The sequence below is a fragment of the Allomuricauda sp. NFXS6 genome (assembly GCF_040148835.1).
Taxonomy (GTDB): domain Bacteria; phylum Bacteroidota; class Bacteroidia; order Flavobacteriales; family Flavobacteriaceae; genus Flagellimonas.
The window spans coordinates 102,389-127,916 of the sequence record NZ_JAGEMG010000010.1 but is presented as its reverse complement, the minus strand read 5'-3'; the positions used below and the strand labels follow the sequence as shown (position 1 = coordinate 127,916).

The window sequence follows — 25,528 nt, the reverse complement described above, 5'->3', positions numbered from 1 at the left end:
TATTGGATTAAATTTGCGCCTCAAAACAAGGCCATGCTTCAAATACAGAACATTAGGGAAAATAAGGAAAGTATCATTACCGCTTTAAAAAAGCGTAACCTCGATGCCGCACCCATGATATCAAAGGTTTTGGAACTCGACGAAAAAAGACGTTCCATCCAAACCGAACTGGACGCTACCTTGGCCGAATCCAACAAACTTTCCAAAGAAATTGGTATACTTTTCAAAACAGGAAAAGCACAGGAAGCCAATGTTCTAAAAGAAAAAACTGCTGGACTCAAAGAAGCATCAAAAAAACTAGGGGACGACCTAAACACTACTGCCGATGAACTTCAGCAGCAGTTGTATTTGATTCCGAACGTACCCCACGAATCTGTCCCAGCTGGCAACTCGGAAGAGGACAACGAAGAGATTTTTAAGGAAGGAAACATCCCCACCCTATCCAAAGAAGCGCTACCACATTGGGAGTTGGCCAAAAAATACGACATCATCGATTTTGAGCTTGGGGTAAAAATCACAGGCGCTGGGTTTCCTGTTTACAAAGGAAAAGGGGCTCGTTTGCAACGTGCCTTGATTGCCTATTTTTTGGACAAAAATGCCGAAGCAGGCTACACCGAAATGCAAGTGCCACTTATGGTCAACGAAGACTCTGGCTACGGAACAGGTCAGTTACCCGACAAAGAAGGCCAAATGTACCACGTACAAGCCGATGATTTGTACCTTATTCCAACCGCCGAAGTACCTGTGACCAACTTGCACCGCGGTGATTTGTTGTCAGAAAGTGATTTTCCCATCAAATATACAGGCTACACCCCGTGCTTCCGTCGTGAAGCAGGAAGTTATGGCGCACACGTTCGCGGTTTAAACCGTTTGCATCAATTCGACAAAGTGGAAATCGTACGATTGGAGCACCCCGATAATTCATATAAAGCTTTGGATGAAATGGTGGAACACGTTAAAAATATTCTTCGTGAATTGAAATTACCTTACCGTGTTTTGCGCCTATGTGGAGGAGATTTGGGCTTCACTTCTGCGTTGACTTTTGATTTTGAGGTATTCTCGACCGCCCAGGATCGTTGGTTGGAAATTAGTTCCGTATCCAATTTTGAAACGTTTCAGGCCAATCGTTTAAAGCTTCGCTACAAAGATGAAAATGGGAAAAGCCAATTGGCCCATACCTTGAACGGAAGCGCTTTGGCCTTGCCAAGGGTTTTGGCCGGAATCTTGGAGAACTATCAGACCGATGAGGGCATAAAAATACCCGAGGTTTTGGTTCCTTACTGCGGTTTTGACACCATCGATTAAGGTTTTCAACCATTAATTTGGATTCGCTTAACAGAATCCCCCACATTTCTGCGTTATATTTGAAAGAAAACAAGCTATTGCGACGTCTTTTGTTTTTCATATGTATGCTATCCAGCAGTATTGGAATGGCTCAAGAAGATTTCTTGGCCAAACAATACTTTCAGGATGGTGATTACGAGAAAGCAGTGGTATTCTACGAAAAATTGGTGGAAACCAATCCAAGGCGCACAGACTATGCCGAGGGATTGGTGGCCTGCTACCAACAATTGGAGCGCTATGATGATGCCGAATCATTTTTACTTCAAAAAATAGAGGACAGCTACGCCTTTCCCACTTTTTATATTGAATTAGGGTACAATTTCACCCTAAAAGATGAAGCTGAAAAGGCCAGCACCTATTACGATAAGGCCATCAATAAAATCGAGGATAACCCCAACTACGGCTACAGCGTAGGCTATCGTTTCCAAAAATATGCGCTGTTGGATTATGCCATCCAAGCCTACACCAAGGCAATGGAATTGAAACCAGATCTCAACTACGATTTTCAATTGGCGCGCATCTATGGCGAACAGGGCGACATTGCAAAAATGTACCAATCCTACCTCAATCTTATCTGGGAGGGACGGACATCCCGTTCCAACGTACTTCGAAACATTGATGATTTTATCTCCGAGGATCCTTCTAATGAAAACAATGTGCTCTTGCGAAAAGTGCTGCTTCAAAATGCGCAGAAAGCACCTGATATTCTCTGGAACGAACTATTAAGTTGGCTGTTTGTACAGCAAAAACAATACAACAGTGCTTTCAGTCAAGAAAAGGCCATTTATAAACGAAGCGAGGGTCAATCCGTGGACAGATTGGAAAACTTGGGAAGCATAGCTTTGGAAGATAAAGATTTGGAAACAGCTACTTCCATCTACGAATATATTGTGGACAATACCGAAAATCCCAGAACCAAACTCAATGCAGAGCTCAATCTCATCGATATTGCGCTGGAAAACCCAACCAAAAAGGTTTTGGATGATGTGGAAAAACAATTTGAAGACTTGGTGGAAACATACGGCAATCAAAGTCAAACCCTGCAACTTCAGATAGCCTATGCCAGTTTCCTGACCTTTAAAAAAGAGCAGCCCGAGCCCGCTATTGCCATGCTCAAACAAAGTTTGGAACTCCCGATGGGGCGAATGACAATGGCTTATGTGAAATTGGCACTTGGTGACATTTTAGTGTTCGACCAAAGGTTCAACGAAGCCCTGATCCTGTTCACACAAGTGCAAAAAAGCGTAAAAAACGATGTACTTGGACAAGATGCCCGTTTTAAAGTGGCACAGACCAGTTTTTATAAAGGGGATTTTGATTGGGCACTCACCCAACTCAAAGTGTTGCGAAGTTCTACCTCTCAGCTTATTGCGAACGATGCGATGCAATTAAGTTTGCTGATTTCGGATAACTCCCTCGAAGATTCCACACAAACCGCGTTGAAAAAATATGCCAGGGCCGACTTGCTGGCCTATCAAAATAAAAACAAAGAGGCCATTGAGTCACTGGAAGATATTTTGCAGAACCATAAAGGAGAAAGAATTGAAGATGAAGCCCTGCTGAAACAAGCAGAACTATTGATAGAGCAGAAAAATTATGAAAGTGCCGAGTTCAACTATCAAAAGATTGTAGAGTTCTATTCTGATGGCATCTTGGCCGATGATGCACACTTTGCTCTGGGAGAATTGTACGAGAACATCTTGAACGAGCCCGAAAAGGCGAAAAGTCATTACGAGAAAATCATCTATAACTATCAGGACAGTTACTATTTCCCCCAAGCTCGCAAGAATTTTAGGAGGCTACGTGGAGATGCTATCAACTAATTCTTCATTCCCGCGAAGGCGGGAATCCCAGAATAAGAGTTCTCAAAAATTACAGTACTTTCACCCCAGAAAGAAACAAACAAGACCAATGCTGATATACAACGTTACCATCAATATAGACGAAAGTGTCCACGACCAATGGTTGGATTGGATGAAAGACAAACACCTGCCCGATATGCTCGCTACAGGAAAATTTTCGCACGCAAAAATGGTAAAGGTTTTAGTGGAAGAGGATATGGGAGGTATCACCTACTCCGTGCAATACACAACTCAAAGTAGAGATACTTTGGAGGCTTATTACAAAGAAGACGCGGACCGATTACGTGCCGATGCACAGAAAATGTTCCCGAACAAATTCGTTGCCTTTAGAACAGAGTTGGAGGTCGTGAGTCAACAAATACCCTAAATTTTGAAATATCTGTTTTCCTACGGAACGCTTCAAGAGCTGCAGGTGCAGGAATATATTTTTGGGCGCCTGCTCAAAGGAAAAGAAGATGTTGCATTGGGTTTCAAGAAAATGGATAATGCAGTTTATGGTCGTTACCCTCTGGTTGTCAACACAAAGAACCCTGAAGATAAAGTAGCGGGAATGGCTTATGAGGTTAACGATGCGGACCTTAAAAAAGCAGATATTTACGAGACCAGTGCATACAAACGGGAAAAATTCCACTTGGAATCTGGTGACGAAGCTTGGATCTATATCGAAAATTCCAACTAACTTGCAAAAAAACCATCTGTGTCCAAAAAGAAAAAGAAGAAGTACTCCAACGGCCCCTCTCACAAAAACAAATATGAGCAAGAAGATGGTGCGGTAAAGGCAAAAAAACATTTGGGCCAGCATTTCCTCAAAGATGAATCCGTTGCCGAAAAAATAGCTCAGACACTTTCCTTGGAAGGATACTCCAATGTCATCGAAATTGGACCTGGAATGGGTGTACTCACCAAACATTTACTGCAACGGGATTTGGATTTAGTGGCCATGGATTTGGACGAAGAGTCCATCGTTTACCTCAACCATAGCTTCCCTTTGGAACATGCTGACATCCTAAAAAGCAACAATCGCCTTAACATTATTGAAGCAGACTTCCTCAAGTTTGACCTGACCCAACTTTACGGTGACGAACAGTTTGCCATCACAGGGAACTTCCCCTATAATATCTCTAGCCAGATTGTATTTAAAATGTTGGAGATGCGCCATCAGGTACCCGAATTTTCCGGAATGTTCCAAAAAGAAGTGGCCAAACGCATCTGCGAAGGACCTGGAAGCAAAACCTACGGAATACTATCTGTTTTTGTTCAGGCCTATTATGATGCTGAATATTTGTTCACCGTACCACCAGGTGTTTTTGACCCTCCTCCAAAGGTGGATTCGGGCGTTCTTCGACTTACTCGAAAAAAAGAACTGAACCTTCCCTGTGACGAACGCCTTTTCTTTAAAGTGGTGAAAACTGCCTTTAACCAGAGGCGTAAAACCATACGCAACAGTCTTAAAGTCTTCAACCTTTCCGATAATCTAAAAGAAGATACTATCTTTGACCAACGCCCAGAACAGCTAAGTGTAGCTGACTTTGTAATGTTGACACAGAAGATAGCCAATGACCCCGTTTAAACTTACAGACGAGCTTTTAGAAGAAATCAGGCAACTGATTGCAGAAAACAAGGATTTCGAACTTCAGGCCATGATGAAGGAGTTCCACTATGCCGATATTGCGGAGATAGCGGACGAACTGGAGGTTGAAGGGGCTACTTACCTAATCAAACTTCTGGACAGCGAAAAAACCTCGGATATTCTTGCAGAAATGCACGAAGACATCCGGGAGGCCGTACTTAAAAACCTTACCGCAAAGGAAATTGCGGGAGAGCTTTCCGAACTGGATACGGATGATGCTGCGGATATTATCAATGAGCTTCCAAGGGAACTTGTGCAGGAAGTTATCTCCGAGATAGCGGATCGGGAACACGCCAAGGACATTGTAGATCTTTTGCGTTACGAAGACAACTCTGCAGGGGGACTTATGGCCAAAGAGTTGGTAAAGGTCAACGAGAATTGGACCGTGACCACCTGTGTAAAGGAAATGCGGGCGCAAGCTGAAAATGTTACAAGGGTACACTCCATTTATGTTGTAGATGATGAGGGCAAGCTCAAAGGCAGGCTTTCTTTAAAAGATTTGCTGACCGCTTCCACCAAAACGCATATCAAAGATGTTTATATCTCGAAAGTAGATGCCGTTAACGTCAACGAAAAAGGAGAAGAAGTTGCCAAGATTATGTCCAAATACGACTTGGAGGCGATTCCTGTAGTAGACGAGATTGGCCGATTGGTCGGTAGAATCACCATTGATGATATTGTCGATGTGATTCGAGAAGAGGCAGACAAAGATTACCAAATGGCGGCCGGTATCTCGCAAGATGTGGAAGTAAGCGATAGCATTTGGATACTTACCCGTGCTCGAATTCCTTGGTTGATCTTGGGTCTTTTCGGTGGCCTTGGCGCTGCAGCGATTATGGGAACTTTTGAGGATATGATATCCAAGCACGCCGTCTTGTTTTACTTTACGCCACTGATTGCGGCGATGGCAGGTAACGTAGGTGTGCAGTCCAGTGCTATTGTGGTGCAAGGTCTGGCAAACGATGATCTAAAAGGCAGCGTACGAAACCATTTGTTCAAAGAAATGTTGTTGGCCCTCTTGAATGGGTTCATTTTGGCTGTTTTACTTTTACTCTTCACCTGGATTTGGAAAGGAGATTTTGCCACGGCATTGGCCATTTCGCTTTCATTAGTTGTAGTAATTGTGGTAGCAGGATTCATCGGGACCTTTATTCCGCTGTTCCTTCACAAAAGAAATATAGATCCCGCCATTGCCACGGGTCCGTTTATTACCACGAGCAATGATATTTTTGGAATCCTTATTTATTTTTGGATTGCCAAAATCATTTTAGGAATTTAAATCTTGCCATGAAACCCATCAACATAAAACAAAAACACGCTGAATTTATCAAACAATGGCATCCACACCAAATAGCTGTGGTAGATGATATGCAAGTGCTGTTGGCCAAACTGCAAGGGGAATTTGTTTGGCACGCCCACGAAAACGAAGATGAGTTGTTCCAAGTAATCAAGGGCACCCTCTACATGCAATATCGTGATAGGACCGAAGTAGTGAACGAAGGAGAAATTATTGTGGTACCCAAAGGTGTGGAACACAATCCCATGACCAAAAACGGTGAAGAGGTACACGTGCTTCTGTTTGAAAAAATGAGCACCGCACATACAGGTAACGTGCTTCACGAAAAAACACAGACCCACTACCCAAAAATATAGGAGTTGTATATTTGACGTTATGAAAGTTCTCCACCTCGATACCAATCACCCCTTGCTCCTAGACCAATTTGCCGAACTTGGTTTCGAAAACCACGAAGACTATACTTCAACTAAGGAGCAAGTAGAAGAAAGGATTCATTTGTACGATGGCATCATTATCCGAAGCAGGTTTACCATAGACCAACAGTTCTTGGACAAGGCCGTCAACCTAAAATTTATAGGGAGAGTCGGCGCTGGATTGGAAAATATTGATGTGGAACACGCCAAATTCAAAGAAATATTTTTGGCATCGGCCCCGGAAGGCAACCGAAATGCCGTAGGCGAACACACTTTGGGTATGTTGCTTTCCCTAATGAACCATATGTGCAAAGCCAACCGCCAGGTAAAAAAAGGAAAATGGAAACGCGAGGCTAACCGTGGTGTGGAACTGGATGGCAAAACCGTGGGGATCATTGGCTACGGAAATATGGGCAAGGCCTTTGCAAAAAAGCTACGGGGTTTTGATGTAGAGGTTATTTGTTATGATATAGTTGGCGGTGTGGACGACGATAATGCCCGTCAAGTTGGGATTATGGAATTTCAACAGCGCTCGGATATTGTAAGTTTACATGTGCCCCAAACCGAACAAACCATGGGCATGGTCAATACAGAATTTATTAAAGGGTTCCACAAACCTTTTTGGCTTTTGAATACGGCTCGTGGTAAATGTGTAGTTACGAAAGATTTGGTAAAAGGATTAAAATCCGGTAAAATTCTGGGTGCTGGACTGGACGTGTTGGAATATGAAAAAAAGTCTTTTGAGAATATGTTCATGCAAAAGCCAAAGGCTTTTAAATATCTCCGAAAGGCCAAAAATGTACTACTTACTCCTCATGTAGCAGGATGGACGGTGGAAAGCAAGGAAAAATTGGCTCAGACCATTGTTGACAAAGTCAAAGAAAGATTTTGTTAATTTTAGTGGGTGAAAAAGACCATTTTTGTTTTTTCGGCCTTGATTGTCGCGTTGCTCGTCCTCTTTCAATTGAGCAAATATGCCTATCTATCCGGTGATATTTCCATAGAAATCACCATTGCTATAATCGCCCTCGTATTTTTCTTCATTGGCATCCATATCAACAAAAAAGTGTTGCGAAAAAAAGAAAAAACCACTTCTGAAATCAATCTAAAAAAGATTGAACAGCTTGGAATAAGCCAACGGGAATACGAAGTGTTGGTACAACTATCCAAAGGATTGTCCAACAAAGAAATTGCGGAAGCACTTTTTGTATCGGAAAGTACCATCAAAACCCATGTTTCCAACCTTTTGGTAAAGTTGGATGCCAAACGCCGCACACAGGCCATTCAACGGGCAAAAGATCTTGAAATTTTGGGCATTTAGCTCATTTTAAAGTCAGTACACACTGATTTTGGTACTTTAGTATGAGTCTTTCTATTGTCCCAATTCCTACTTTTGAGTCAACCATTTAAACAATTGACCATGAAAAAAACTGTTCTCCGATTTGGGCTGTATGGATCCATTACCATTTGCATACTTTTTCTGATAAGCTGGTTTGTTTTGAACGATCTCCCCTATTCCACCCAAGAAGTTTTGGGGTATGTTTCCATGGTTATAGCGTTGAGCTTTGTCTTTATTGGCATCAAACAGTATCGGGACAAGGAAAATGATGGTAAGGTGAGTTTTAAAAAAGCGCTACTTATTGGTGTTTTGATCAGTTTGATCACTGCTTTGGCTTTTGGTATTCTTGATGTGTTTTATACCGAAGTGCTCAACCCAAACTTTATGACCGAATATTACAACCAAAGCGTTGAGACCATGAAAGCTTCGCTTCCAGCAGATGAGTTTGAAGCAAAATTGACTGAAATGGAATCCCAAAAGGAACTGTTTTCAAACCCCTTGTTCTCCTTTGCCCTAATGGCCATGACGGTCTTCGTCATCGGATTCATCATTTCGCTACTTTCCGCTTTGGTATTGCAGAGAAAATAATCATAAACAAATATCATGAAAAACAGAGTAACAGGACTTGGCGGCTTTTTCTTTAAGAGCAAGGACCCGAACAAAATCAAGGATTGGTACAAAAACCATTTGGGCCTCAACACCGACCAATATGGTTGTACTTTTTGGTGGAAGGACAAAGAGGATAACAACTGTTCCACGCAATGGAGTCCGATGGATGAAAAAACGGAATACTTTAAACCCAGCGAAAAACAGTTTATGATGAATTTTCGGGTAGAAAATTTGGTGGAACTGCTCAAGGTTTTGAAAAAAGAAGGTGTCACTGTGGTAGGGGAAATTGAAGAATATGAATATGGCAAATTTGGTTGGATTCTAGACCCCGAAGGCAATAAACTGGAACTTTGGGAACCTGTTGATAAAGCTTTTCTGTAGATAAGGATTTATTTGCTACATTTAGCTATCATTAACCAACACATTTAAACCATGTCAGAAGAAGAAAAAAAAGACCTTGGCGACAAAGCGGAAGAAGCAAAAAGCGATTTTAAAGAAGAAGCAAAAAAAACCGCTGATGAGTTCAAAGAAGGAATTCAAAGTGCAGGAGGAGACAACAAAAAAATTCTTGCTGGTATTTTAGCCATTGTACTTGGAGGATTTGGAGTTCACAAGTTTATATTAGGTTATAACAAAGAAGGTTTTATCCTATTGGGTGTAACAATCATTTTGGGGGCTATTACCTGCGGAATTGGTGCCTCAGCAGCATGGATCATCGGTTTGATAGAGGGTATTATCTACCTCACAAAATCTGATGACGAGTTCTACAACACTTATCAGGTTGGCAAAAAACCTTGGTTCTAAAAAATTAAGGCCAGATAAAAATCTGGCTTTTTTTAATCATTTATTCATCGTAATATTACAATTAATAAGCGGTTTAAGATATGATCATCAGAACTATGGAGGCATCGGATTGGGAAGAGGTTTCAAGAATTTATTTGGAAGGAATCGCTACCGGCCTTGCCACGTTTGAGACACAAGCTCCCACTTACCAGGATTGGGATAAAGCCCATTCGGAAAAATGTCGTTTGTTAGCTGAAAACGATGATGAAATCATGGGTTGGGCGGCGTTATCTCCCGTATCCAGTCGTTGTGTGTATGGCGGTGTCGGTGAGGTAAGTGTTTATGTTTCCAATAAAAGTCGCGGCAAGGGTGTTGGTCAACTACTGATGACACATTTGATCAAAGAAAGTGAAAAGGCCGGTTTTTGGACCATACAATCCGGCATATTTCCAGAAAACACAGCCAGCATTAAATTGCACGAAAAAGCAGGTTTTCGCTATATCGGAAAACGGGAACGTATCGGCAAACTTCATGGGATTTGGAAAGACAATCTATTGTTCGAAAGAAGAAGTAGTACTGTTGGTGCGAACTAGTCCTCCTCGGAGTGGTTATTTCCTTCGGCCACCTTACGTTCCAGTTCCGCTTGAAACTCTTCCATAACGGGCTTTACCGTACTTTCGGGCAAATCTGCAATACGGATGTACATTAATCCATCCACAGAGTTATTAAACAACGGGTCAACATTAAATGCCACAACCTTGGCGTTCTGTTTGATATATTTCTTGATCAATACAGGCAATCGTAAACTACCGGGCTCCACCTCACTGATCAATTTATCGAACTTGTTCAGGTCGGCCTGTGTCTCATCAAAAACAAACTCTTTGTCGGCATCTTTCAACTTTACCTTGAATTCCTTTTTGGGACGAATGTATTGTGCCACATAGGGATCCCAATAATTGGATTTCATAAACTCGATCATCAACGATTTGGAAAAGTTGGAAAATTGATTGCTTATACTAACTCCTCCAATCAAGTATCTGTGCTCGGGATGCCTTAAGGTAGTGTGTACAATCCCCTTCCAAAGCAAAAACAAGGGCATCGGCTTTTGCTGATACTCCTTTACAATATAGGCCCTTCCCATTTCAATGGATTTTTCCATCATTCCATACAGTTCGGGTTCAAATCGGAACAGGTCCTGAAGATAAAAACCATCTATCCCATAATTTTTGAAGATTTCCGAACCCAAACCCATACGATAGGCTCCAACAATAGTTTTTTTGTCATTGTCCCACAAAAACAAATGGTGATAGTAAGAATCAAACTTGTCCAGGTCAATGGCATTGTTAGTGCCCTCCCCTACTTCTCGGAAAGTTACTTCTCGTTGGCGTCCGATCTCGTTCAAACAAAAAGGCATATCCGTGGCCTGGGCCAGGAACACTTCATAGTTCTTGCTTTGCAACATACGGCAATCTTTCTCCCGCAGTTTATCAATCTCACCACTTAACACCTCAGCACTAATGGCAGTGGCGATCTTTTTTGGTGGTTTTGGTATTTTGAGAGAGGTGGGCACTTTGTCCAAAAAACGTTCCTTTTCAAAAGCGTTGGCCAATAAATAAGTCTTTTTTCGCAACAATTCTGCAAAGTCTTCCAAAGTCTCTTCCTCGTTCTGGGTATTTACGGAAATAGGCTGACCGATACGGACTTTGATGGGACGTCGACTCTGTGAGGTAAGTTCCGAAGGTAGTTTGGCCGTTCGGAACACATCATCAATCTTGGACAATCGGTAGAACAACCTGCTGTTCCGTGCATGAAAATAAATGGGAACCACGGGCACTTCGGCCTTTCGAATCAGTTTAATGGCTGCTTCTTCCCAAGGTCGGTCCACCACCAATTTACCGTCGCGGTAGGTAGACACCTCTCCCGCTGGAAAAATCCCCAAAGGATGGCCATCGCGCAAATGTTGGAGGGCATTTTTAAACCCAACGATACTACTTTTGGCATCTTTGTGATTTTCAAAAGGATTCACAGGCATAATGTAGTCCTTCATAGGTTCTATCCTGTGCAATAAAAAATTGGCTATAATTTTATAATCGGGTCTTTCCTTTAATAATAGTTTGAGCAACAACACACCATCTATACCACCTAAAGGGTGGTTGCTAATGGTGATGTATGGGCCTGATTTAGGAAGTCTTTTTAGGTCTTCTTCGGGGATTTCAAAATCTATTTCATAATGTTCCAGAATAGCATCCAGAAACTTAGGACCCGAAAGGTCTTTGTTCTTATCGTAAAACCTGTTGATAGTGCTAATGCGGGTGGCCACCATTAAAAGCCATCCTACAAAAGTGCCCAAAAAGCCATATTTGTCCAGATGGATGACTTTCGCCACCTCTTTAGCAGAAACCAAACCCATAGAAAAAGTATTTAGGTACGTGTAAAGATAGAAAATAAACCCTAGAGCACTTTTTACCTAAATATTAAGTCTAAGCTTTTATTTTACAACCAATTGAACAGTTTCCTTGCCTCTTTGCTCTACCAAAACGGACTTTCCATTTTGAAGGGATTTGACCGAATCATCATTAAAATGGCGTATGGTATAAAGTGAAACATCTTCGTGGCAAACTACTTTAAATTTTCGTTTAAGTTCTTCCAATAAAGGTGGAAGTCCCCGAAACTTATTGTCCAAACAAACGGAGAAACTAATCGCCGAATTTTGGATAAGGTCCACTTTGAGTCGATGGTCGTGGAACAGCTTGAAAATCTCGCTGATGTTGTCCTCTACAATAAAAGAAAAGTCCAGGGACGAAAGTTTTAGCAACACCTGATTCTTTTTCACTATAAAGCAGGGCACCTTTGGCTCTATGCCATTGCCTTTTCCTACCGTTGTTCCTTTGTCCCTAGGGTTCATAAAGGATTTAACCTTCAGAGGGATTTCTTTTCGCTGCAAGGGTTGCAAGGTTTTGGGGTGAATTACCGAGGCTCCATAAAATGCCAATTCAATCGCTTCTCTGTATGAAATTTTGTCAAGCAATTGTGCGTTTTCAAAATTCCGGGGATCGGCATTCAAAACTCCAGGGACATCTTTCCAAATGGTCACGGATTCCGCGTTAAGGCAATACGCCAAAATTGCTGCGGAATAATCCGAACCTTCCCTGCCCAAGGTAGTGGTGAAATTATTGTCATCGCTACCCAAAAATCCTTGGGTGATATACAACTTGGACACATCCACCTGCGAGACCACCTCCTTTTGAGTACGCTCCCAATTTACTTGGGCATCCCTGTTGGAGGTATCGGTTTTTATAAGGGTGCGAACATCTACCCATTCATTCAAAATCCCAACCTCGTTCAAATAGGCACTCACAATGGTCGTGGACAACAGCTCACCGTAAGATACCACCTGATCGTACACAAAGGCATACTTGGGAGATTTGTTCCATGCCAAAAATCCCTTTACCTCTTCAAAAAGTACTTTAACCTTTGCATAAACGGGGTGGTTCGGGTTTTGGAAAAGATCGGACAAAATCCTATGGTGGTAATCGATCACCTCTTGAATAGAGGCATTTACCTCCTCTTTATTTTTAAAATAGGATTCAACCACCGTTTCCATGGCATTGGTCATCTTCCCCATGGCCGAGATGACGACCAAGGTGTCTTGGTAACCCACTTCTTGTAAAACATTGACCATGTTCCTTACCGCATTGGCATCTTTAACGGATGCCCCACCAAACTTGAATACCCTCATGTATCTTATCTTCTATAAATTGACGGCCTAGTTAAGGCTCTCTATATAATTTTTGATTCCTGCTTCATCCAGTTGCACCACATCCCAATCCCGGAGCACATGGGCTCCTTTCTTTTCATAAAACTCAATGGCAGGTTCGTTCCAGTCCAACACCTCCCAACAAATACGCTTTACTCCTAGATTGTGGCCATACTTGACCACTTCATCCAACAATGCAGTACCCAGACCACTTCCCCGCATCTTTTCGGAAACAATTAAATCTTCCAAGTGAATTGCAGGTCCTTTCCAAGTTGAATATCTAGGATACACCAAGGCAATGCCTGCAATACCTTCGCTGGTATCCGCAATAAAACAATGGAACATTTTTTGATCACCAAAACCATGTTTCACCAAATCAGCCTTGCTTATCTCGACGGCATCGGGTTCCTTTTCAAAATTGGCCAGTTCTTGTATTAGTTGGAACACTTGCTCCATATCTGCAGGTTGTGCGGCTCTGATTGTATACTCCATAATTGTTACAAATAAAACTCAAAGTTATAAAATTACACAATTAAAGTCTTTCGAAAACGTTGTAGTTTCACAAAATGCCCGATATTTGTCCTCAAATAAAACAGCCTTTCCATGTTTGAGAAGCAACATCGCACGCTGGGTGAATTTATCATCGCCAATCAAAATTCGTTTCAATACACTTCAGGGGAACTTTCTAGACTGCTCAACGGTATTCGGTTGGCCGCAAAAGTAGTGAATCATGAAGTGAACAAAGCGGGACTAGTAGACATTATCGGTGCGGCAGGAGAAACCAACATTCAAGGGGAAAATCAACAAAAATTGGATGTTCTGGCTAATGAAAAGTTCATTCAGACCTTAAAAAATCGAGAAATTGTCTGTGGTATCGCTTCGGAAGAGGAGGATGATTTTATCAGTATCAATAGTTTTGACAAACAGCACCAAAATAAATATGTGGTTTTGATAGATCCTTTGGATGGCTCCTCCAACATTGACGTAAATGTCTCCGTAGGTACCATTTTTTCCATTTATAGAAGGGTTACACCAGTAGGGACCCCAGTGACCTTAGAAGATTTTTTACAACCCGGAAAGAATCAGATTGCCGCAGGTTACATTATTTATGGCACGTCTACTATGTTGGTTTACACTACTGGGGATGGAGTAAACGGTTTTACGCTGAACCCTGCATTGGGCACCTTTTACCTCTCCCATCCAAATATGCAATTTCCGGAAACTGGAAACATCTACACCATTAACGAGGGTAATTACGTCCATTTTCCCCAAGGGGTAAAGGATTACATCAAATACTGTCAAATGGAAGAGGATGACAGACCCTACACTTCACGGTACATCGGTTCGCTGGTATCGGATTTTCACCGGAACATGATCAAGGGCGGGATTTACATATATCCCAAAACCAGCAAGGCCCAGAACGGTAAGCTCCGCTTGCTGTACGAGTGCAACCCCATGGCATTTTTGGCCGAACAGGCCAACGGCAAGGCCAGTGACGGATATAAACGTGTCATGGACATACAGCCCACTGAGTTACATCAACGGGTTCCTTTTTTCTGTGGCAGTAAAAAAATGGTGGAAAAAGCTGAGGAGTTCATGGCCAAATACTAGCTTTCGCGCCTTACCAACTCGTGATAATCTTCGAATGGGATATTCCCTCTAAAAATTTTGATGGATTTATCGATAATGACAGCAGCGGATTTTGTTGAAAACCCTAACCCGATGGCATACTTTTCTACAATTCTGCGTTCTTCAGCATCAATATCATGGTCGGAGAAAATGATCTGAAAAAATTCAAACAGCCTCTTATATCTTTGTTCGCCACTGTGCGGAGTTTCAATGGGGTACTTGTTCTCCTTTTTCATCACCTCTTTAAATTCATCCTCGCTGATGTTGAGTTTAAAGGCAAACTTTTCCAGAACGGCCATCTCCTTAGGGTTGATTTCCCCATCAACCGCAGCTAAACTTGCCAATGTGGCAAAATGGGCCAAATTCTTCCTATGGTCTCCGTGCTCGTAAAGATCTAAAATTGGCATATCTCAAATTTTGTGGGACAAATATAAATCTTTAAAAGAGATATAATATATAAAATGGGCACCAAAAGAAATTTGTAATTTACGGCTGCTATGAAAACACCTTTGCTGCAATTTACCCCCAAAGGAATCTACTGTGAACAAGCGGATGTGTATTTGGATCCATGGAAACCGGTGAACAAGGCCATCATTTCCCACGGACACGCCGACCACAGCAGATGGGGTCACCAACACTACATTACCCACCATAAGAATATTCCCATTGTACAACATCGTCTAGGTGATGTGAACATAAGCGGCAAGGATTGGGGCGAGACCTTCACTATAAACAACGTAAAGTTCAGTTTGCACCCTGCAGGACATATTGTGGGTTCTTCCCAAATACGGGTAGAGCACAAAGGGGAGGTTTGGGTCTTTACCGGGGATTATAAAATCGAGGATGATGGGCTCTCCACTCCCTTTGAACTCGTAAAGTGCCACACCTTCATCACCGAATGTACCTTTGGGTTGCCCGCCTTTCAATGGCGACCTCAAAAAGAGGTGTTCAACGATATCAACCAGTGGTGGGCTCAGAACAAATCTGAAGGCAAAACCTCTGTATTGTTCGGTTATTCCCTGGGCAAAGCCCAGCGTTTGTTGAAACATTTGAACACCTCCATCGGAAAAATTTATACCCACGGAGCTGTGGAAAATATGACAGACGTATTGCGTCCTTTGGTCGATCTGCCATCGACCCATTTGATTACCAAGGACACCAAAAAAGACGAGCTTTTGGGCAATATGGTGTTAGCACCCCCCAGTGCCCATGGAAGCACTTGGATTCGCAAAATGGTGCCTTATGTGACGGCCACGGCCAGTGGTTGGATGGCGTTTAGGGGTGCCCGCAGACGAAGGGCCATTGATAAAGGTTTTGTGCTAAGCGACCATTGTGATTGGAGCGGACTTTTGAAAACTGTTGAGGCCACCGGTGCTGAAAAAATCATCTGCACCCATGGCTATACTGATATTTTCTCCAAATATTTACAGGAACTGGGGTACAACGCCCGAACGGAAGCCACACAATACGAGGATGAACTATCCGAAGATAATACCACCGAACAGGAAAAATCGGAGGTGGAATGAAACAGTTTGCCCAACTCATAAAAACATTGGATGGCACCAACAAAACCAACCTAAAGGTACAGGCACTTTCCGACTATTTTTTGGAAACCAACGACAAGGATAAGGTTTGGACCATAGCCATTCTCTCCCACCGAAGACCTCCACGACCTGTAAATACAACCTTACTTCGTACATGGGCCGCTGAACTTTCCAACATTCCTGCTTGGCTGTTCGAAGAGAGTTACCACATTGTCGGGGATTTGGCGGAGACCATCGCTTTGGTAGTACCATCATCAGAAAAAGGGTCTAAAAAATCACTCACCACATTTTTACAGGAGATGATTGCCTTGAAGCCAAAATCCGAGAACGAAAAAAAGAAATACCTATTTCAAAATTGGTCGGTGTTGGATTACTACGAACGGTTTGTTTTTACCAAATTGATTACGGGTGGTTTCCGGATTGGGGTAAGTCAAAAATTAATGACCCGTGCACTGTCCAAAGCCACTGGCATCGAAGAAGACATCCTCGCCTACAAATTAATGGGCAATTGGGACCCGAACGGTATCAGCTTTCATGACCTCATTTTGGAAGAAAAGGAAAGCGATTATCTGTCCAAACCTTATCCTTTCTTTTTGGCGTACGCTGTGGAAGACGATATTACCGACTTGGGGGATGTGAACCAATGGTCCGCAGAACACAAATGGGATGGTATTCGCTGCCAAGTAATTCTTCGAAATGATGAACTCTTTGTTTGGAGCCGTGGGGAAGAACTAGTTACAGACAAATACCCTGAATTTGAGGCCTTCGTAGGCGTTATCCCTAACGGAACAGTATTGGATGGTGAACTGCTCCCCTATCCCAAAGGTGAAATAGGCACTTTTAAAGATCTTCAGACCCGAATCGGACGCAAAAATATTTCAAGATCACTTTTAGAAAAGATTCCCGTCAAATTGAAAGTGTATGATGTGCTGGAGTGGAAGGGTAAGGACATCAGAAATAAAACTTATCTGGAGCGAAGACATATCTTGGAAACTTTTACGTCCGAAACGTTAAATATCGGGGACGCTGAGCGCTGGTCATTGAACGAAGTCGAAATGAGTCGAAGCGACACCTCTTATAACGAACTGCCACTACTCCTCTCCGAACGGATACAATTCAATTCTTGGGAAGAGGCGGCAAAAGAAAGGGAATTGTCCAGGGAAAAACACAGTGAGGGGCTCATGCTCAAACACAATGACTCCACCTACCAAGTGGGACGAAAAAAAGGGGATTGGTGGAAATGGAAGGTCGACCCGTTGACCATTGATGCCGTGCTCACCTATGCCATGCGGGGACATGGCCGGCGAAGCAATCTTTTTACCGACTATACCTTTGCGCTTTGGGACACAAACGAACAAGGGGAAAAAGAACTGGTCACCTTTGCCAAGGCCTATTCGGGATTAACGGATAAAGAGTTTAGACAAGTGGATGCGTGGATCAAGAAAAATACCTTGGAGCGTTTTGGTCCCGTTCGGAGCGTGACCCCGCTGCACGTTTTTGAAATCGCTTTTGAAGGCATTGCTCCTTCCAAGCGACATAAAAGTGGTGTTGCCACCCGCTTTCCCAGAATTTTAAGATGGCGGAAGGACAAAAAAATCGATGAGGCCAATTCTTTGGACGATTTAAAAGCACTAATTCCGAGTGGAACGAAGGAATCCCTCAACAAATAAACCAGAAAAATTGAATTTGTAGCATAACCCCAGTAAATAGAAACCGAACAGATTATTTCAAATGCTATTGTTTGAAATCTATGTGTTTAAAACAACCATCAATAATGAAAGGGTATTGTTACATCTTAACGAATAAAAATAAAACCGTCCTCTATATTGGAGCCACCAATGATTTACAAAGACGTATAGGTGAGCACAAAAACGGCAAATATGCGTATTCGTTCACAAAAAGATATAATTGCCATAACTTGGTATATTTTGAAGAATTTGATACCGTAAAAGAGGCCTTTGAAAGGGAAAAGCAGTTAAGGGCTGGTAATCGGAAAAGGAAGGAAGATTTGATAAATGCAACAAATCCGGATTGGAAGGATTTGTCTTTGGAATGGTAAATCCACCTATTTGACAGATTCCTTCGCTTTGCTCGGAATATGAACAGAAAAGAACTACTAGAAATAGCCGAAAATTGGTTTCAAGAACAAGATTGGAAGCCATTCCCTTTTCAAAAAGAGAGTTGGAATGCCTTTTTGGAAGGCAAACACGGCCTGTTAAATGCTCCCACGGGTAGCGGAAAAACCTACGCACTTTGGTTTCCCATTGTGCTCAACTACATCAAAAACAATCCTGATTACAAGACCAAGCACAAAAAAGGACTAAAAGCTATTTGGATTACCCCCCTCCGAGCACTTTCACAGGAAATCAAACAATCCGCAGAGCGCATCACCCAAGACTTGGAAACCCAAATGACCGTGGGCATTCGCACGGGGGACACTTCAGCGAAAGAACGGACAAAAATGCGCACCCATATGCCCGACTTATTGATTACCACACCTGAGAGTCTGCAGTTGTTATTGTCATCCAAAGACTATAAAAAAACATTCAAGAACTGCTCCGCCATTGTGGTGGACGAATGGCACGAGCTTTTAGGAACCAAACGTGGAGTTCAAATGGAATTGGGAATCTCCCGATTAAAAACTATCTGCAAGGAATTACGCATTTGGGGCATATCGGCCACCATCGGAAATTTGGAGCAAGCTCTCGAAGTCCTGTTGGGCCCAACATCTCCAGAATTGGAGAATTCGGTTTTGGTAAAGGCCAACCTCAACAAAAAAATCACGGTAAAAAGTATTATTCCAAAGGAAATGGAAACCTTTCCTTGGCGTGGACACTTGGGATTACATCTTTTAGATCAGGTGGTGCCCATCATCAATAACAGTAAAACCACCTTGCTTTTTACCAATACCCGAAGCCAATGTGAAATCTGGTTTCAGAAAATCTTGGAAAAATACCCTGAGTTTGCTGGCGAAATGGCGATGCACCACGGCAGTATCAACAAAGAAACCCGGCTGTGGGTGGAGCAAGCCATCCGAAACGAAAGTCTAAAAGCAGTGGTCTGCACATCGAGCCTTGACCTTGGAGTGGATTTTGCGCCTGTGGAAACCGTGATCCAAATTGGCGGCCCAAAGGGTGTGGCCCGGTTTTTACAACGAGCAGGGCGCAGCGGTCACCGACCGGGCAAGGAAAGCGTCATTTACTTTTTACCCACCCACGCCATAGAGTTGGTCGAAGCTTCGGCCATGCAAAAAGCCGTGCTGAACAGTGCCGTGGAAGACCGCATACCCTACCTCAACAGCTTTGATGTTCTTATTCAGTATTTGACCACTTTGGCGGTTTCCGATGGGTTTTATCCTGATGAAATCTATCCAGAAATCAAACAGACCTTTTGTTATCAGACCTTGACCGAAGAACAATGGCAGTGGCTGCTCAATTTTTTGGTGATGGGAAGCCAAAGTTTGAAGAGCTACGACGAGTATAAAAAGGTGGAGGTTGAAGAAGATGGCAAATTCAAAGTGAACAGCAGGGCGGTTGCTATGCGACATCGGTTTCAAATCGGGACCATTGTGGGCGATGCCACTATCTCCGTTCGCTACCAGAAAGGAGGCTATATCGGCAGTATTGAAGAATATTTTATTTCCAAACTGAGCCCCGGCGATGTTTTCACCTTTGCAGGACGAAATCTGGAATTTATTAGGATCAAAGGGATGGCCGCACACGTTCGAAATTCCAAAAAACGAACCAACAAAGTGCCCAGCTGGATGGGCGGACGCCTGAGCTTTTCCGCAAAAATGTCCGAACTGTTGCGGCAGGAATTGTATACGGCCGAATTGGAGTTTTCGGAACAATCCGAAGAAATCCAGGCATTGGACCCCATGTTTATCAAACAACGGGAGGAAAGCATTGTTCCACAACCCCATCAATTTTTAATAGAAACCTTTAAGACCCGTGATGGCTACCACCATATGTTCTATCCTTTTGAAGGTAGGGCCATTCACGAAGGGATGAGCAGTCTCTTGGCCTATCGCATCAGTTTGTTGATGCCGATAACGTGTTCCCTCGCTTTTAATGATTATGGGTTTGAGTTGCTATCAGACAGGGAAATCAACATTCAGGAAATTTTGGACAACAACCTGTTTACTCCAGAATATATGTTGTCCGACCTTCAAAAAAGTTTGAATTCGAATGAAATGGCGCGTCGAAAGTTTAGGGACATTGCCGTAATCAGCGGAATGGTTTTTACGGGCTATCCCGAGAAAGGAGTCAAAATGAAGCATCTGCAAAGCAGTTCGGAATTGCTGTTTGATGTGTTCCGTGATTTTGAAGATGATAATCTACTTTACCAACAGGCCTTTACCGAAACTTTTGAGCATCAACTGGAAGAAGGTCGACTACGATTGGCCTTGGAGCGTATTGCGGAACAGGATATTGTTTGGAAAAAATGTTCACAGCCCACGCCCTTATCTTTCCCGATAATTACCGACAGACTGCGAGAAAAACTATCCAACGAAAAATTGGCGGACCGCATCCAACGAATGATAAATAAATTGACCAAATAGCCAACGGACATCCAAGCACCTGTCATTCCGTGCCCCGACACGGAATCGCATCTGACAGGGATACTGAAGCAAGTTTTGAATGACGCTATGTGGTCATTTTTAATATGAGACAAAGCATCATTTGAGAAATTCAGCGCCAAATAGATTTCTCGACTGCCCCTTCGACTGCGCTCAGGGTGACAGCTCGAAATGACAATTAAACTAAATTTGCAGTATCGAAGGCAAATGACACAAAATATTCAAATACAAAATCAAGAATTTCAACTTCACCCTTTGGGTGGATTGTTTTGGATGGAAAAATCACTCTTGCTCATCAGCGATGTGCATTTGGGCAAGGTCTCCCATTTTAGGAAGTTTGGTGCCGCTGTTCCCCGAAAGGCCATTCACAAGAATTTTCTGTTGCTGGATCAAATCGTTTCCGATTTTCAACCGTTTCAGGTCTGTTTCTTGGGCGACCTGTTCCATTCATCGCTCAATAAAGAATGGGAATTGTTTGAGAATTGGGTAGGCAAAACACCTTCCGAAATCCTTTTGGTGACAGGCAACCACGACATTATTGCCCCCGAAAAGTTCGAAAAACTAAAAATTTCCATATTTCCAGAGTTGGTTATTGACTCTTTTTTATTGACCCATCATCCCGAAGAACGTGAGGGCCATTTTACCTTTTGCGGTCATATTCACCCCTCTATCAAACTCAAAGGTTTTGGTAGGGAACGTATCAAATTGCCCTGTTTTTTTAAGTCTAACAATCAAATGATTTTGCCAGCCTTTGGTCAATTTACGGGAACACACGCTCTCCAACCCAAGCAAGGTGATGAAGTTTTTGCCATTGTTGAGGACAGTATTATTAGGGTTTAGAACCCACAATGTCCCTTCGACTTCGCTCAGGGACCTTTAGCCAATTGTCATTCCTGCGAAAGCAGGAATCCTCTTAAAGGCTGATGGATTCCGCATCGGGTTCGCAATGACCTACCATTTATTTGCAATAATTCGTGCGATTCGTGTCAAGTCTCTAACAAATAGATTCTTCGCTCTGCTCAGAATGACATCATAGTCCAGTATCTGTACAAGAAACCTAAAAAAACATTTTTAACACAAGTTTTCGCGGTTTATCTTTGCCGCAAAGTTTTTTGGATTGACCAAAACCCCGATTTCACAACTTTTTGAACAGTCTCCCCAACTTGGGAAACTGAGGGAGATTATTGCCCAACCTCTCGACGCAGCTCGAGGTGACAGTCAAAAAATAAGCATAAAAGGGCTTGTTGGTTCTTCACTTTCTTTTGTGGTTTCCGAAGCTTTCAAGTCTGCCGATTCACCATTCTTGTTGATTTTGAACGACAAGGAAGAAGCTGCTTATCTTTTGAATGATTTGGAGCAGTTGATTGGAGAAAAAGACGTGCTTTTTTATCCAGGCAGTTACCGCAGACCCTATCAAATTGAGGAGACCGACAACGCAAATGTGCTTTTACGTGCCGAGGTGTTGAACCGCATCAACTCCAGAAAGAAACCGGCGATAATCGTTACGTATCCCGATGCCCTTTTTGAAAAAGTGGTCACGCGAAAGGAACTGGACAAAAACACCCAAAAAATAAAATTGGGCGATGAAATCTCGTTGGATTTTTTAAACGAAGTGCTGTTCGAATACCAGTTTAAACGTGTGGATTTTGTGACCGAACCTGGGGAATTTTCTGTTCGTGGAGGTATTGTGGATGTCTTTTCTTTCTCGCACGATGAACCTTATCGTATCGAGTTCTTCGGGGATGAAGTGGACAGTATCCGAACTTTTGATGTGGAAACCCAGCTTTCCACCGACAAAGTGAAGAAAATTACCATCATACCCAATGTGGAAAACAAGTTTACCGAGGAAACACGGGAAAGCTTCTTAAAATATATTTCGGCCAACACGGTAGTCTTTGCGAAAAACCCTGCGCTGATCTACGACCGTATTGATTCCTTTTTTGAAAAAGCAGAGGAGAGTTTTGCCAAGTTGAGTCAAGAAATCAAACACGCGAAGCCCAAGGAACTCTTTTTAGATTCAGCTTTGTTGAAAGAGCAATTGAAGGATTATTTATGTTTCGAGATTGGGGCTTCGACTCCGCTCAGCCACCAAAATACAGGAGAAACGGTCACTGAGCGAAGTCGAAGTGACATCATCCAATTCAACACCAAACCCCAACCAGCTTTCAACAAAAAATTTGACCTGCTTATTGAAAATCTCAATGACAATCGGGATGCGGGTTACAGCAATTATATTTTCTGTTCCACCGAGCAACAGGCCAAACGCTTTCACGACATTTTTGATGAAGTGGACGAAACGGTTCACTATCAAACCATCATTTTTCCTTTGTACCAAGGATTTGTTAATGATGACCTCAAATTGGTCTGCTATACCGACCACCAAATTTTTGAGCGGTACCACAAATTCCATTTAAAGAATGGCTACGCCAAAAAGCAGGCCATCACGCTGAAGGAACTCAACAAACTGGAAATCGGCGATTATGTGACCCATATTGATCATGGTATAGGCAAGTTTGGTGGTTTGCAGAAGATTGATGTGGAGGGCAAAAAGCAGGAAGCCATCAAACTGATTTACGGTGACCGTGATATCCTCTACGTGAGCATCCATTCGCTTCATAAAATTTCCAAGTACAACGGTAAGGACGGGGCGCCTCCCAAAATATACAAACTGGGTTCGGCGGCTTGGAAAAAACTCAAGCAAAAGACCAAGGCCAGGGTCAAAAAGATTGCTTTCGACCTCATAAAAGTCTATGCCAAACGGCGATTGGAAAAAGGATTTCAATATGCTCCCGATAGCTATCTGCAACACGAGTTGGAAGCATCGTTTTTGTATGAGGACACTCCCGATCAGGAAAAAAGCACCCAAGATGTAAAGAAGGATATGGAAAGCGAGCGACCCATGGACAGATTGATCTGCGGGGATGTAGGCTTTGGAAAAACAGAGGTGGCCATTCGTGCAGCATTCAAGGCTGTAGACAATGGCAAACAGGTGGCTATTTTGGTCCCCACCACCATTTTGGCCTTCCAGCATCATAGAACTTTTTCGGAACGATTGAACGAAATGCCCGTTACGGTGGACTACCTCAACCGCTTTAGAACAGCGAAGGAAAAAAGGGAGACCCTAGAGAATTTGGAAAGTGGCAAAGTGGATATCATTATTGGAACGCACCAGTTGGTCAACAAAAATGTAAAGTTTAAGGATTTGGGCTTGCTCATTGTGGACGAGGAACAGAAATTCGGGGTTTCGGTAAAAGAAAAACTGCGTTCCATCAAAGAAAATGTGGATGTGCTCACGCTGACCGCCACCCCCATTCCAAGGACGCTACAGTTTAGTTTGATGGCCGCTCGTGACCTTTCCGTCATCAATACGCCGCCACCGAACCGCTACCCTATCGAAAGTCATGTAATTCGATTGAACGAGGATATTATCCGTGATGCGATATCCTATGAAATCCAACGGGGCGGACAAGTGTTCTTTATCCATAACCGAATTGAGAACATTAAGGAGGTCGCGGGAATGCTCCAACGTTTGGTACCCGATGCCAAAATTGGGATTGGACACGGACAAATGGAGGGCAAAAAACTGGAAACCTTGATGCTTTCCTTTATGAACGGTGAGTTTGATGTTTTGGTTTCGACCACCATCATAGAAAGTGGTTTGGACGTGACCAACGCCAACACTATTTTTATCCATAATGCCAATAATTTCGGATTGAGCGATCTTCATCAGATGCGTGGCCGTGTGGGGCGAAGCAACAAAAAGGCATTCTGCTATTTCATTACCCCACCTTACGAAGTAATGACCACCGAGGCCCGAAAACGTATCGAAGCGCTGGAGCAATTTACTGAACTGGGCAGTGGTTTCAACATTGCGATGAAGGATCTGGAAATTCGAGGTGCCGGTGACTTGTTGGGAGGAGAGCAGAGTGGGTTTATCAACGAGATTGGATTTGAGACCTATCAAAAAATACTTTCCGAAGCCATTGAGGAGCTCAAGGAAAATGAGTTCAAGGAATTGTATGATGAAGTTGAGGGCGATAAGGAAAAAGTGTATGTGAAAGAGATGCAGTTGGACACGGATTTTGAATTGCTCTTCCCCGATGATTACATCAATAATATTACCGAACGCTTAAACTTGTACACCCAATTGAACGATGTGGAGGACGAGGAAGGCTTACAAAAATTTGAAGCCCAATTAGTGGATCGTTTTGGAGAATTGCCCGAACCTGTAGTGGATTTGATGAATTCCGTCCGTGTTAAATGGATTGCAACCCACATTGGTTTGGAAAAGGTGATCATGAAGAAGGGCAAATTTATCGGTTACTTTATTGCGGACCAGCAATCCAGTTTTTACCAGAGTGCTGTGTTTACCCAAGTGCTACAATATGTACAGAGCCATCCCCAACAGGCCAAGCTCAAGGAAAAACAGACACGAACAGGTTTACGGTTGCTGTTGACGTTTGACAGGATTACGAGTGTGGATAAGGCTTTGAAGGTTTTGGAGCCTTTTACGCCGCAAAAGGAAAATGTTTCTGTTTAAATCATTTTTGATGAGATTCCATGTCATACTTCGACATCGTTCAGAATGACACTAATTATAATTTGTGAAAATTAGTGTAATTCGTGTCCTTTTAATTACAGAACAGTATCAAAACATATGAGACCCTGAAACAAGTTCAGGGAGACAAGAGTCTTCTATAAACCTCAAACATTTAAGAGATTCCGTGTCGTGTTTCGACTTC

Annotated in this window: 24 protein-coding genes; 20 read left to right on the top strand and 4 right to left on the bottom strand. The window is 42.8% G+C overall.

The features are described 5' to 3' along the window. The first annotated feature begins 33 nt into the window (after nucleotides 1–33). From serS to J4E06_RS14860, 13 genes are all read left to right on the top strand, one after another. A complete protein-coding gene (gene serS, locus J4E06_RS14920; protein ID WP_349524776.1) occupies nucleotides 34–1,305 on the top strand; it encodes a serine--tRNA ligase in 1,272 nt (423 codons plus the stop codon). A gap of 125 nt (nucleotides 1,306–1,430) precedes the next feature. After that, on the top strand, nucleotides 1,431–3,167 hold the full coding sequence (locus J4E06_RS14915) for a tetratricopeptide repeat protein (RefSeq protein WP_349524775.1): 1,737 nt from the start codon (nucleotides 1,431–1,433) through the stop codon (nucleotides 3,165–3,167). Nucleotides 3,168–3,255: 88 nt separating this feature from the next. Beyond that, on the top strand, nucleotides 3,256–3,573 hold the full coding sequence (locus tag J4E06_RS14910) for a DUF4286 family protein (RefSeq protein WP_119607489.1): 318 nt from the start codon (nucleotides 3,256–3,258) through the stop codon (nucleotides 3,571–3,573). A 3-nt stretch (nucleotides 3,574–3,576) separates the two neighbouring features. After that, on the top strand, nucleotides 3,577–3,885 hold the full coding sequence (locus J4E06_RS14905; protein ID WP_349524774.1) for a gamma-glutamylcyclotransferase family protein: 309 nt from the start codon (nucleotides 3,577–3,579) through the stop codon (nucleotides 3,883–3,885). A gap of 18 nt (nucleotides 3,886–3,903) precedes the next feature. Further along, entirely contained in the window at nucleotides 3,904–4,776 is an 873-nt protein-coding gene (gene rsmA, locus J4E06_RS14900) for a 16S rRNA (adenine(1518)-N(6)/adenine(1519)-N(6))-dimethyltransferase RsmA (protein ID WP_349524773.1), read from the top strand. Next, a complete protein-coding gene (gene mgtE / locus J4E06_RS14895; RefSeq protein ID WP_349524772.1) occupies nucleotides 4,763–6,115 on the top strand; it encodes a magnesium transporter in 1,353 nt (450 codons plus the stop codon). Before rsmA ends, mgtE begins: the two co-directional genes overlap by 14 nt. 8 nt (nucleotides 6,116–6,123) lie before the next feature. Continuing rightward, complete coding sequence (locus J4E06_RS14890) at nucleotides 6,124–6,489, top strand: cupin domain-containing protein (RefSeq protein WP_349524771.1); 366 nt, start codon at nucleotides 6,124–6,126, stop codon at nucleotides 6,487–6,489. 19 nt (nucleotides 6,490–6,508) lie between these two features. Then, complete coding sequence (locus tag J4E06_RS14885) at nucleotides 6,509–7,441, top strand: 2-hydroxyacid dehydrogenase (protein ID WP_349524770.1); 933 nt, start codon at nucleotides 6,509–6,511, stop codon at nucleotides 7,439–7,441. 9 nt (nucleotides 7,442–7,450) lie between these two features. Further along, complete coding sequence (locus J4E06_RS14880; RefSeq protein ID WP_349524769.1) at nucleotides 7,451–7,867, top strand: response regulator transcription factor; 417 nt, start codon at nucleotides 7,451–7,453, stop codon at nucleotides 7,865–7,867. A gap of 99 nt (nucleotides 7,868–7,966) precedes the next feature. Next, nucleotides 7,967–8,473 carry a DUF4199 domain-containing protein gene (locus J4E06_RS14875; RefSeq protein ID WP_349524768.1) on the top strand — a complete coding sequence of 169 codons (507 nt, stop codon included), beginning with the start codon at nucleotides 7,967–7,969 and terminating at the stop codon, nucleotides 8,471–8,473. 15 nt (nucleotides 8,474–8,488) lie between these two features. Continuing rightward, on the top strand, nucleotides 8,489–8,875 hold the full coding sequence (locus tag J4E06_RS14870) for a VOC family protein (protein WP_349524767.1): 387 nt from the start codon (nucleotides 8,489–8,491) through the stop codon (nucleotides 8,873–8,875). Nucleotides 8,876–8,926: 51 nt separating this feature from the next. Beyond that, nucleotides 8,927–9,298, top strand: coding sequence for a TM2 domain-containing protein (locus J4E06_RS14865; protein ID WP_349524766.1), 372 nt, complete (start codon nucleotides 8,927–8,929; stop codon nucleotides 9,296–9,298). 80 nt (nucleotides 9,299–9,378) lie between these two features. Then, on the top strand, nucleotides 9,379–9,870 hold the full coding sequence (locus J4E06_RS14860) for a GNAT family N-acetyltransferase (protein ID WP_349524765.1): 492 nt from the start codon (nucleotides 9,379–9,381) through the stop codon (nucleotides 9,868–9,870). On the opposite strand, the gene J4E06_RS14855 is transcribed toward J4E06_RS14860, so the two are convergent. The 3 genes from J4E06_RS14855 to J4E06_RS14845 form a co-directional block, all read right to left on the bottom strand. Beyond that, nucleotides 9,867–11,687 carry a GNAT family N-acyltransferase gene (locus tag J4E06_RS14855; protein WP_349524764.1) on the bottom strand — a complete coding sequence of 607 codons (1,821 nt, stop codon included), beginning with the start codon at nucleotides 11,685–11,687 and terminating at the stop codon, nucleotides 9,867–9,869. The two genes, J4E06_RS14860 and J4E06_RS14855, sit on opposite strands and share 4 nt — an antisense overlap. A 78-nt stretch (nucleotides 11,688–11,765) precedes the next feature. Further along, nucleotides 11,766–13,016, bottom strand: coding sequence for an aspartate kinase (locus J4E06_RS14850; RefSeq protein WP_349524763.1), 1,251 nt, complete (start codon nucleotides 13,014–13,016; stop codon nucleotides 11,766–11,768). A gap of 27 nt (nucleotides 13,017–13,043) precedes the next feature. Further along, nucleotides 13,044–13,526 carry a GNAT family N-acetyltransferase gene (locus tag J4E06_RS14845; protein ID WP_349524762.1) on the bottom strand — a complete coding sequence of 161 codons (483 nt, stop codon included), beginning with the start codon at nucleotides 13,524–13,526 and terminating at the stop codon, nucleotides 13,044–13,046. Nucleotides 13,527–13,637: 111 nt separating this feature from the next. Here J4E06_RS14845 and fbp point away from each other — a divergent pair, with 111 nt between their 5' ends. After that, a complete protein-coding gene (gene fbp / locus J4E06_RS14840; protein WP_349524761.1) occupies nucleotides 13,638–14,645 on the top strand; it encodes a class 1 fructose-bisphosphatase in 1,008 nt (335 codons plus the stop codon). Here fbp and J4E06_RS14835 read toward each other — a convergent pair. After that, nucleotides 14,642–15,070, bottom strand: coding sequence for a tellurite resistance TerB family protein (locus tag J4E06_RS14835; protein WP_349524760.1), 429 nt, complete (start codon nucleotides 15,068–15,070; stop codon nucleotides 14,642–14,644). The genes fbp and J4E06_RS14835 overlap by 4 nt on opposite strands. A gap of 90 nt (nucleotides 15,071–15,160) precedes the next feature. Here J4E06_RS14835 and J4E06_RS14830 point away from each other — a divergent pair, with 90 nt between their 5' ends. The 6 genes from J4E06_RS14830 (at nucleotide 15,161) to mfd (ending at nucleotide 25,326) form a co-directional block, all read left to right on the top strand. Continuing rightward, on the top strand, nucleotides 15,161–16,189 hold the full coding sequence (locus J4E06_RS14830; protein WP_349524759.1) for a ligase-associated DNA damage response exonuclease: 1,029 nt from the start codon (nucleotides 15,161–15,163) through the stop codon (nucleotides 16,187–16,189). Then, nucleotides 16,186–17,877 (top strand): ATP-dependent DNA ligase, encoded by a 1,692-nt coding sequence (locus J4E06_RS14825; protein WP_349524758.1) that lies wholly within the window; start codon nucleotides 16,186–16,188, stop codon nucleotides 17,875–17,877. The genes J4E06_RS14830 and J4E06_RS14825 overlap by 4 nt, the downstream gene beginning before the upstream one ends. Before the next feature lie 104 nt (nucleotides 17,878–17,981). Continuing rightward, nucleotides 17,982–18,266, top strand: a complete 285-nt coding sequence (locus J4E06_RS14820; protein WP_349524757.1) for a GIY-YIG nuclease family protein — start codon at nucleotides 17,982–17,984, stop codon at nucleotides 18,264–18,266. A gap of 39 nt (nucleotides 18,267–18,305) precedes the next feature. Beyond that, the gene (locus tag J4E06_RS14815; protein ID WP_349524756.1) at nucleotides 18,306–20,768 is read left to right on the top strand and encodes a ligase-associated DNA damage response DEXH box helicase; all 2,463 of its coding nucleotides are present in this window, start codon (nucleotides 18,306–18,308) and stop codon (nucleotides 20,766–20,768) included. Between the two features lie 225 nt (nucleotides 20,769–20,993). Further along, on the top strand, nucleotides 20,994–21,626 hold the full coding sequence (pdeM, locus tag J4E06_RS14810) for a ligase-associated DNA damage response endonuclease PdeM (protein ID WP_349524755.1): 633 nt from the start codon (nucleotides 20,994–20,996) through the stop codon (nucleotides 21,624–21,626). A 277-nt stretch (nucleotides 21,627–21,903) separates the two neighbouring features. After that, entirely contained in the window at nucleotides 21,904–25,326 is a 3,423-nt protein-coding gene (gene mfd / locus J4E06_RS14805; protein ID WP_349524754.1) for a transcription-repair coupling factor, read from the top strand. The last annotated feature ends 202 nt before the right edge of the window (nucleotides 25,327–25,528 follow it).

Excerpts from the sequence above, each read along its gene's own strand:
- J4E06_RS14915 (WP_349524775.1), top strand. The coding sequence starts at position 1,431 with ATGGCTCAAGAAGATTTCTTGGCCAAACAATACTTTCAGGATGGTGAT.
- J4E06_RS14820 (WP_349524757.1), top strand. The coding sequence starts at position 17,982 with ATGAAAGGGTATTGTTACATCTTAACGAATAAAAATAAAACCGTCCTC.
- J4E06_RS14870 (WP_349524767.1), top strand. The coding sequence starts at position 8,489 with ATGAAAAACAGAGTAACAGGACTTGGCGGCTTTTTCTTTAAGAGCAAG.
- J4E06_RS14855 (WP_349524764.1), bottom strand. The coding sequence starts at position 11,687 with ATGGGTTTGGTTTCTGCTAAAGAGGTGGCGAAAGTCATCCATCTGGAC.
- J4E06_RS14865 (WP_349524766.1), top strand. The coding sequence starts at position 8,927 with ATGTCAGAAGAAGAAAAAAAAGACCTTGGCGACAAAGCGGAAGAAGCA.
- J4E06_RS14860 (WP_349524765.1), top strand. The coding sequence starts at position 9,379 with ATGATCATCAGAACTATGGAGGCATCGGATTGGGAAGAGGTTTCAAGA.
- mgtE (WP_349524772.1), top strand. The coding sequence starts at position 4,763 with ATGACCCCGTTTAAACTTACAGACGAGCTTTTAGAAGAAATCAGGCAA.
- J4E06_RS14875 (WP_349524768.1), top strand. The coding sequence starts at position 7,967 with ATGAAAAAAACTGTTCTCCGATTTGGGCTGTATGGATCCATTACCATT.
- fbp (WP_349524761.1), top strand. The coding sequence starts at position 13,638 with ATGTTTGAGAAGCAACATCGCACGCTGGGTGAATTTATCATCGCCAAT.
- J4E06_RS14830 (WP_349524759.1), top strand. The coding sequence starts at position 15,161 with ATGAAAACACCTTTGCTGCAATTTACCCCCAAAGGAATCTACTGTGAA.
- serS (WP_349524776.1), top strand. The coding sequence starts at position 34 with ATGCTTCAAATACAGAACATTAGGGAAAATAAGGAAAGTATCATTACC.
- J4E06_RS14815 (WP_349524756.1), top strand. The coding sequence starts at position 18,306 with ATGAACAGAAAAGAACTACTAGAAATAGCCGAAAATTGGTTTCAAGAA.
- J4E06_RS14835 (WP_349524760.1), bottom strand. The coding sequence starts at position 15,070 with ATGCCAATTTTAGATCTTTACGAGCACGGAGACCATAGGAAGAATTTG.
- J4E06_RS14825 (WP_349524758.1), top strand. The coding sequence starts at position 16,186 with ATGAAACAGTTTGCCCAACTCATAAAAACATTGGATGGCACCAACAAA.
- pdeM (WP_349524755.1), top strand. The coding sequence starts at position 20,994 with ATGACACAAAATATTCAAATACAAAATCAAGAATTTCAACTTCACCCT.
- J4E06_RS14850 (WP_349524763.1), bottom strand. The coding sequence starts at position 13,016 with ATGAGGGTATTCAAGTTTGGTGGGGCATCCGTTAAAGATGCCAATGCG.
- J4E06_RS14845 (WP_349524762.1), bottom strand. The coding sequence starts at position 13,526 with ATGGAGTATACAATCAGAGCCGCACAACCTGCAGATATGGAGCAAGTG.
- J4E06_RS14910 (WP_119607489.1), top strand. The coding sequence starts at position 3,256 with ATGCTGATATACAACGTTACCATCAATATAGACGAAAGTGTCCACGAC.
- J4E06_RS14890 (WP_349524771.1), top strand. The coding sequence starts at position 6,124 with ATGAAACCCATCAACATAAAACAAAAACACGCTGAATTTATCAAACAA.
- J4E06_RS14885 (WP_349524770.1), top strand. The coding sequence starts at position 6,509 with ATGAAAGTTCTCCACCTCGATACCAATCACCCCTTGCTCCTAGACCAA.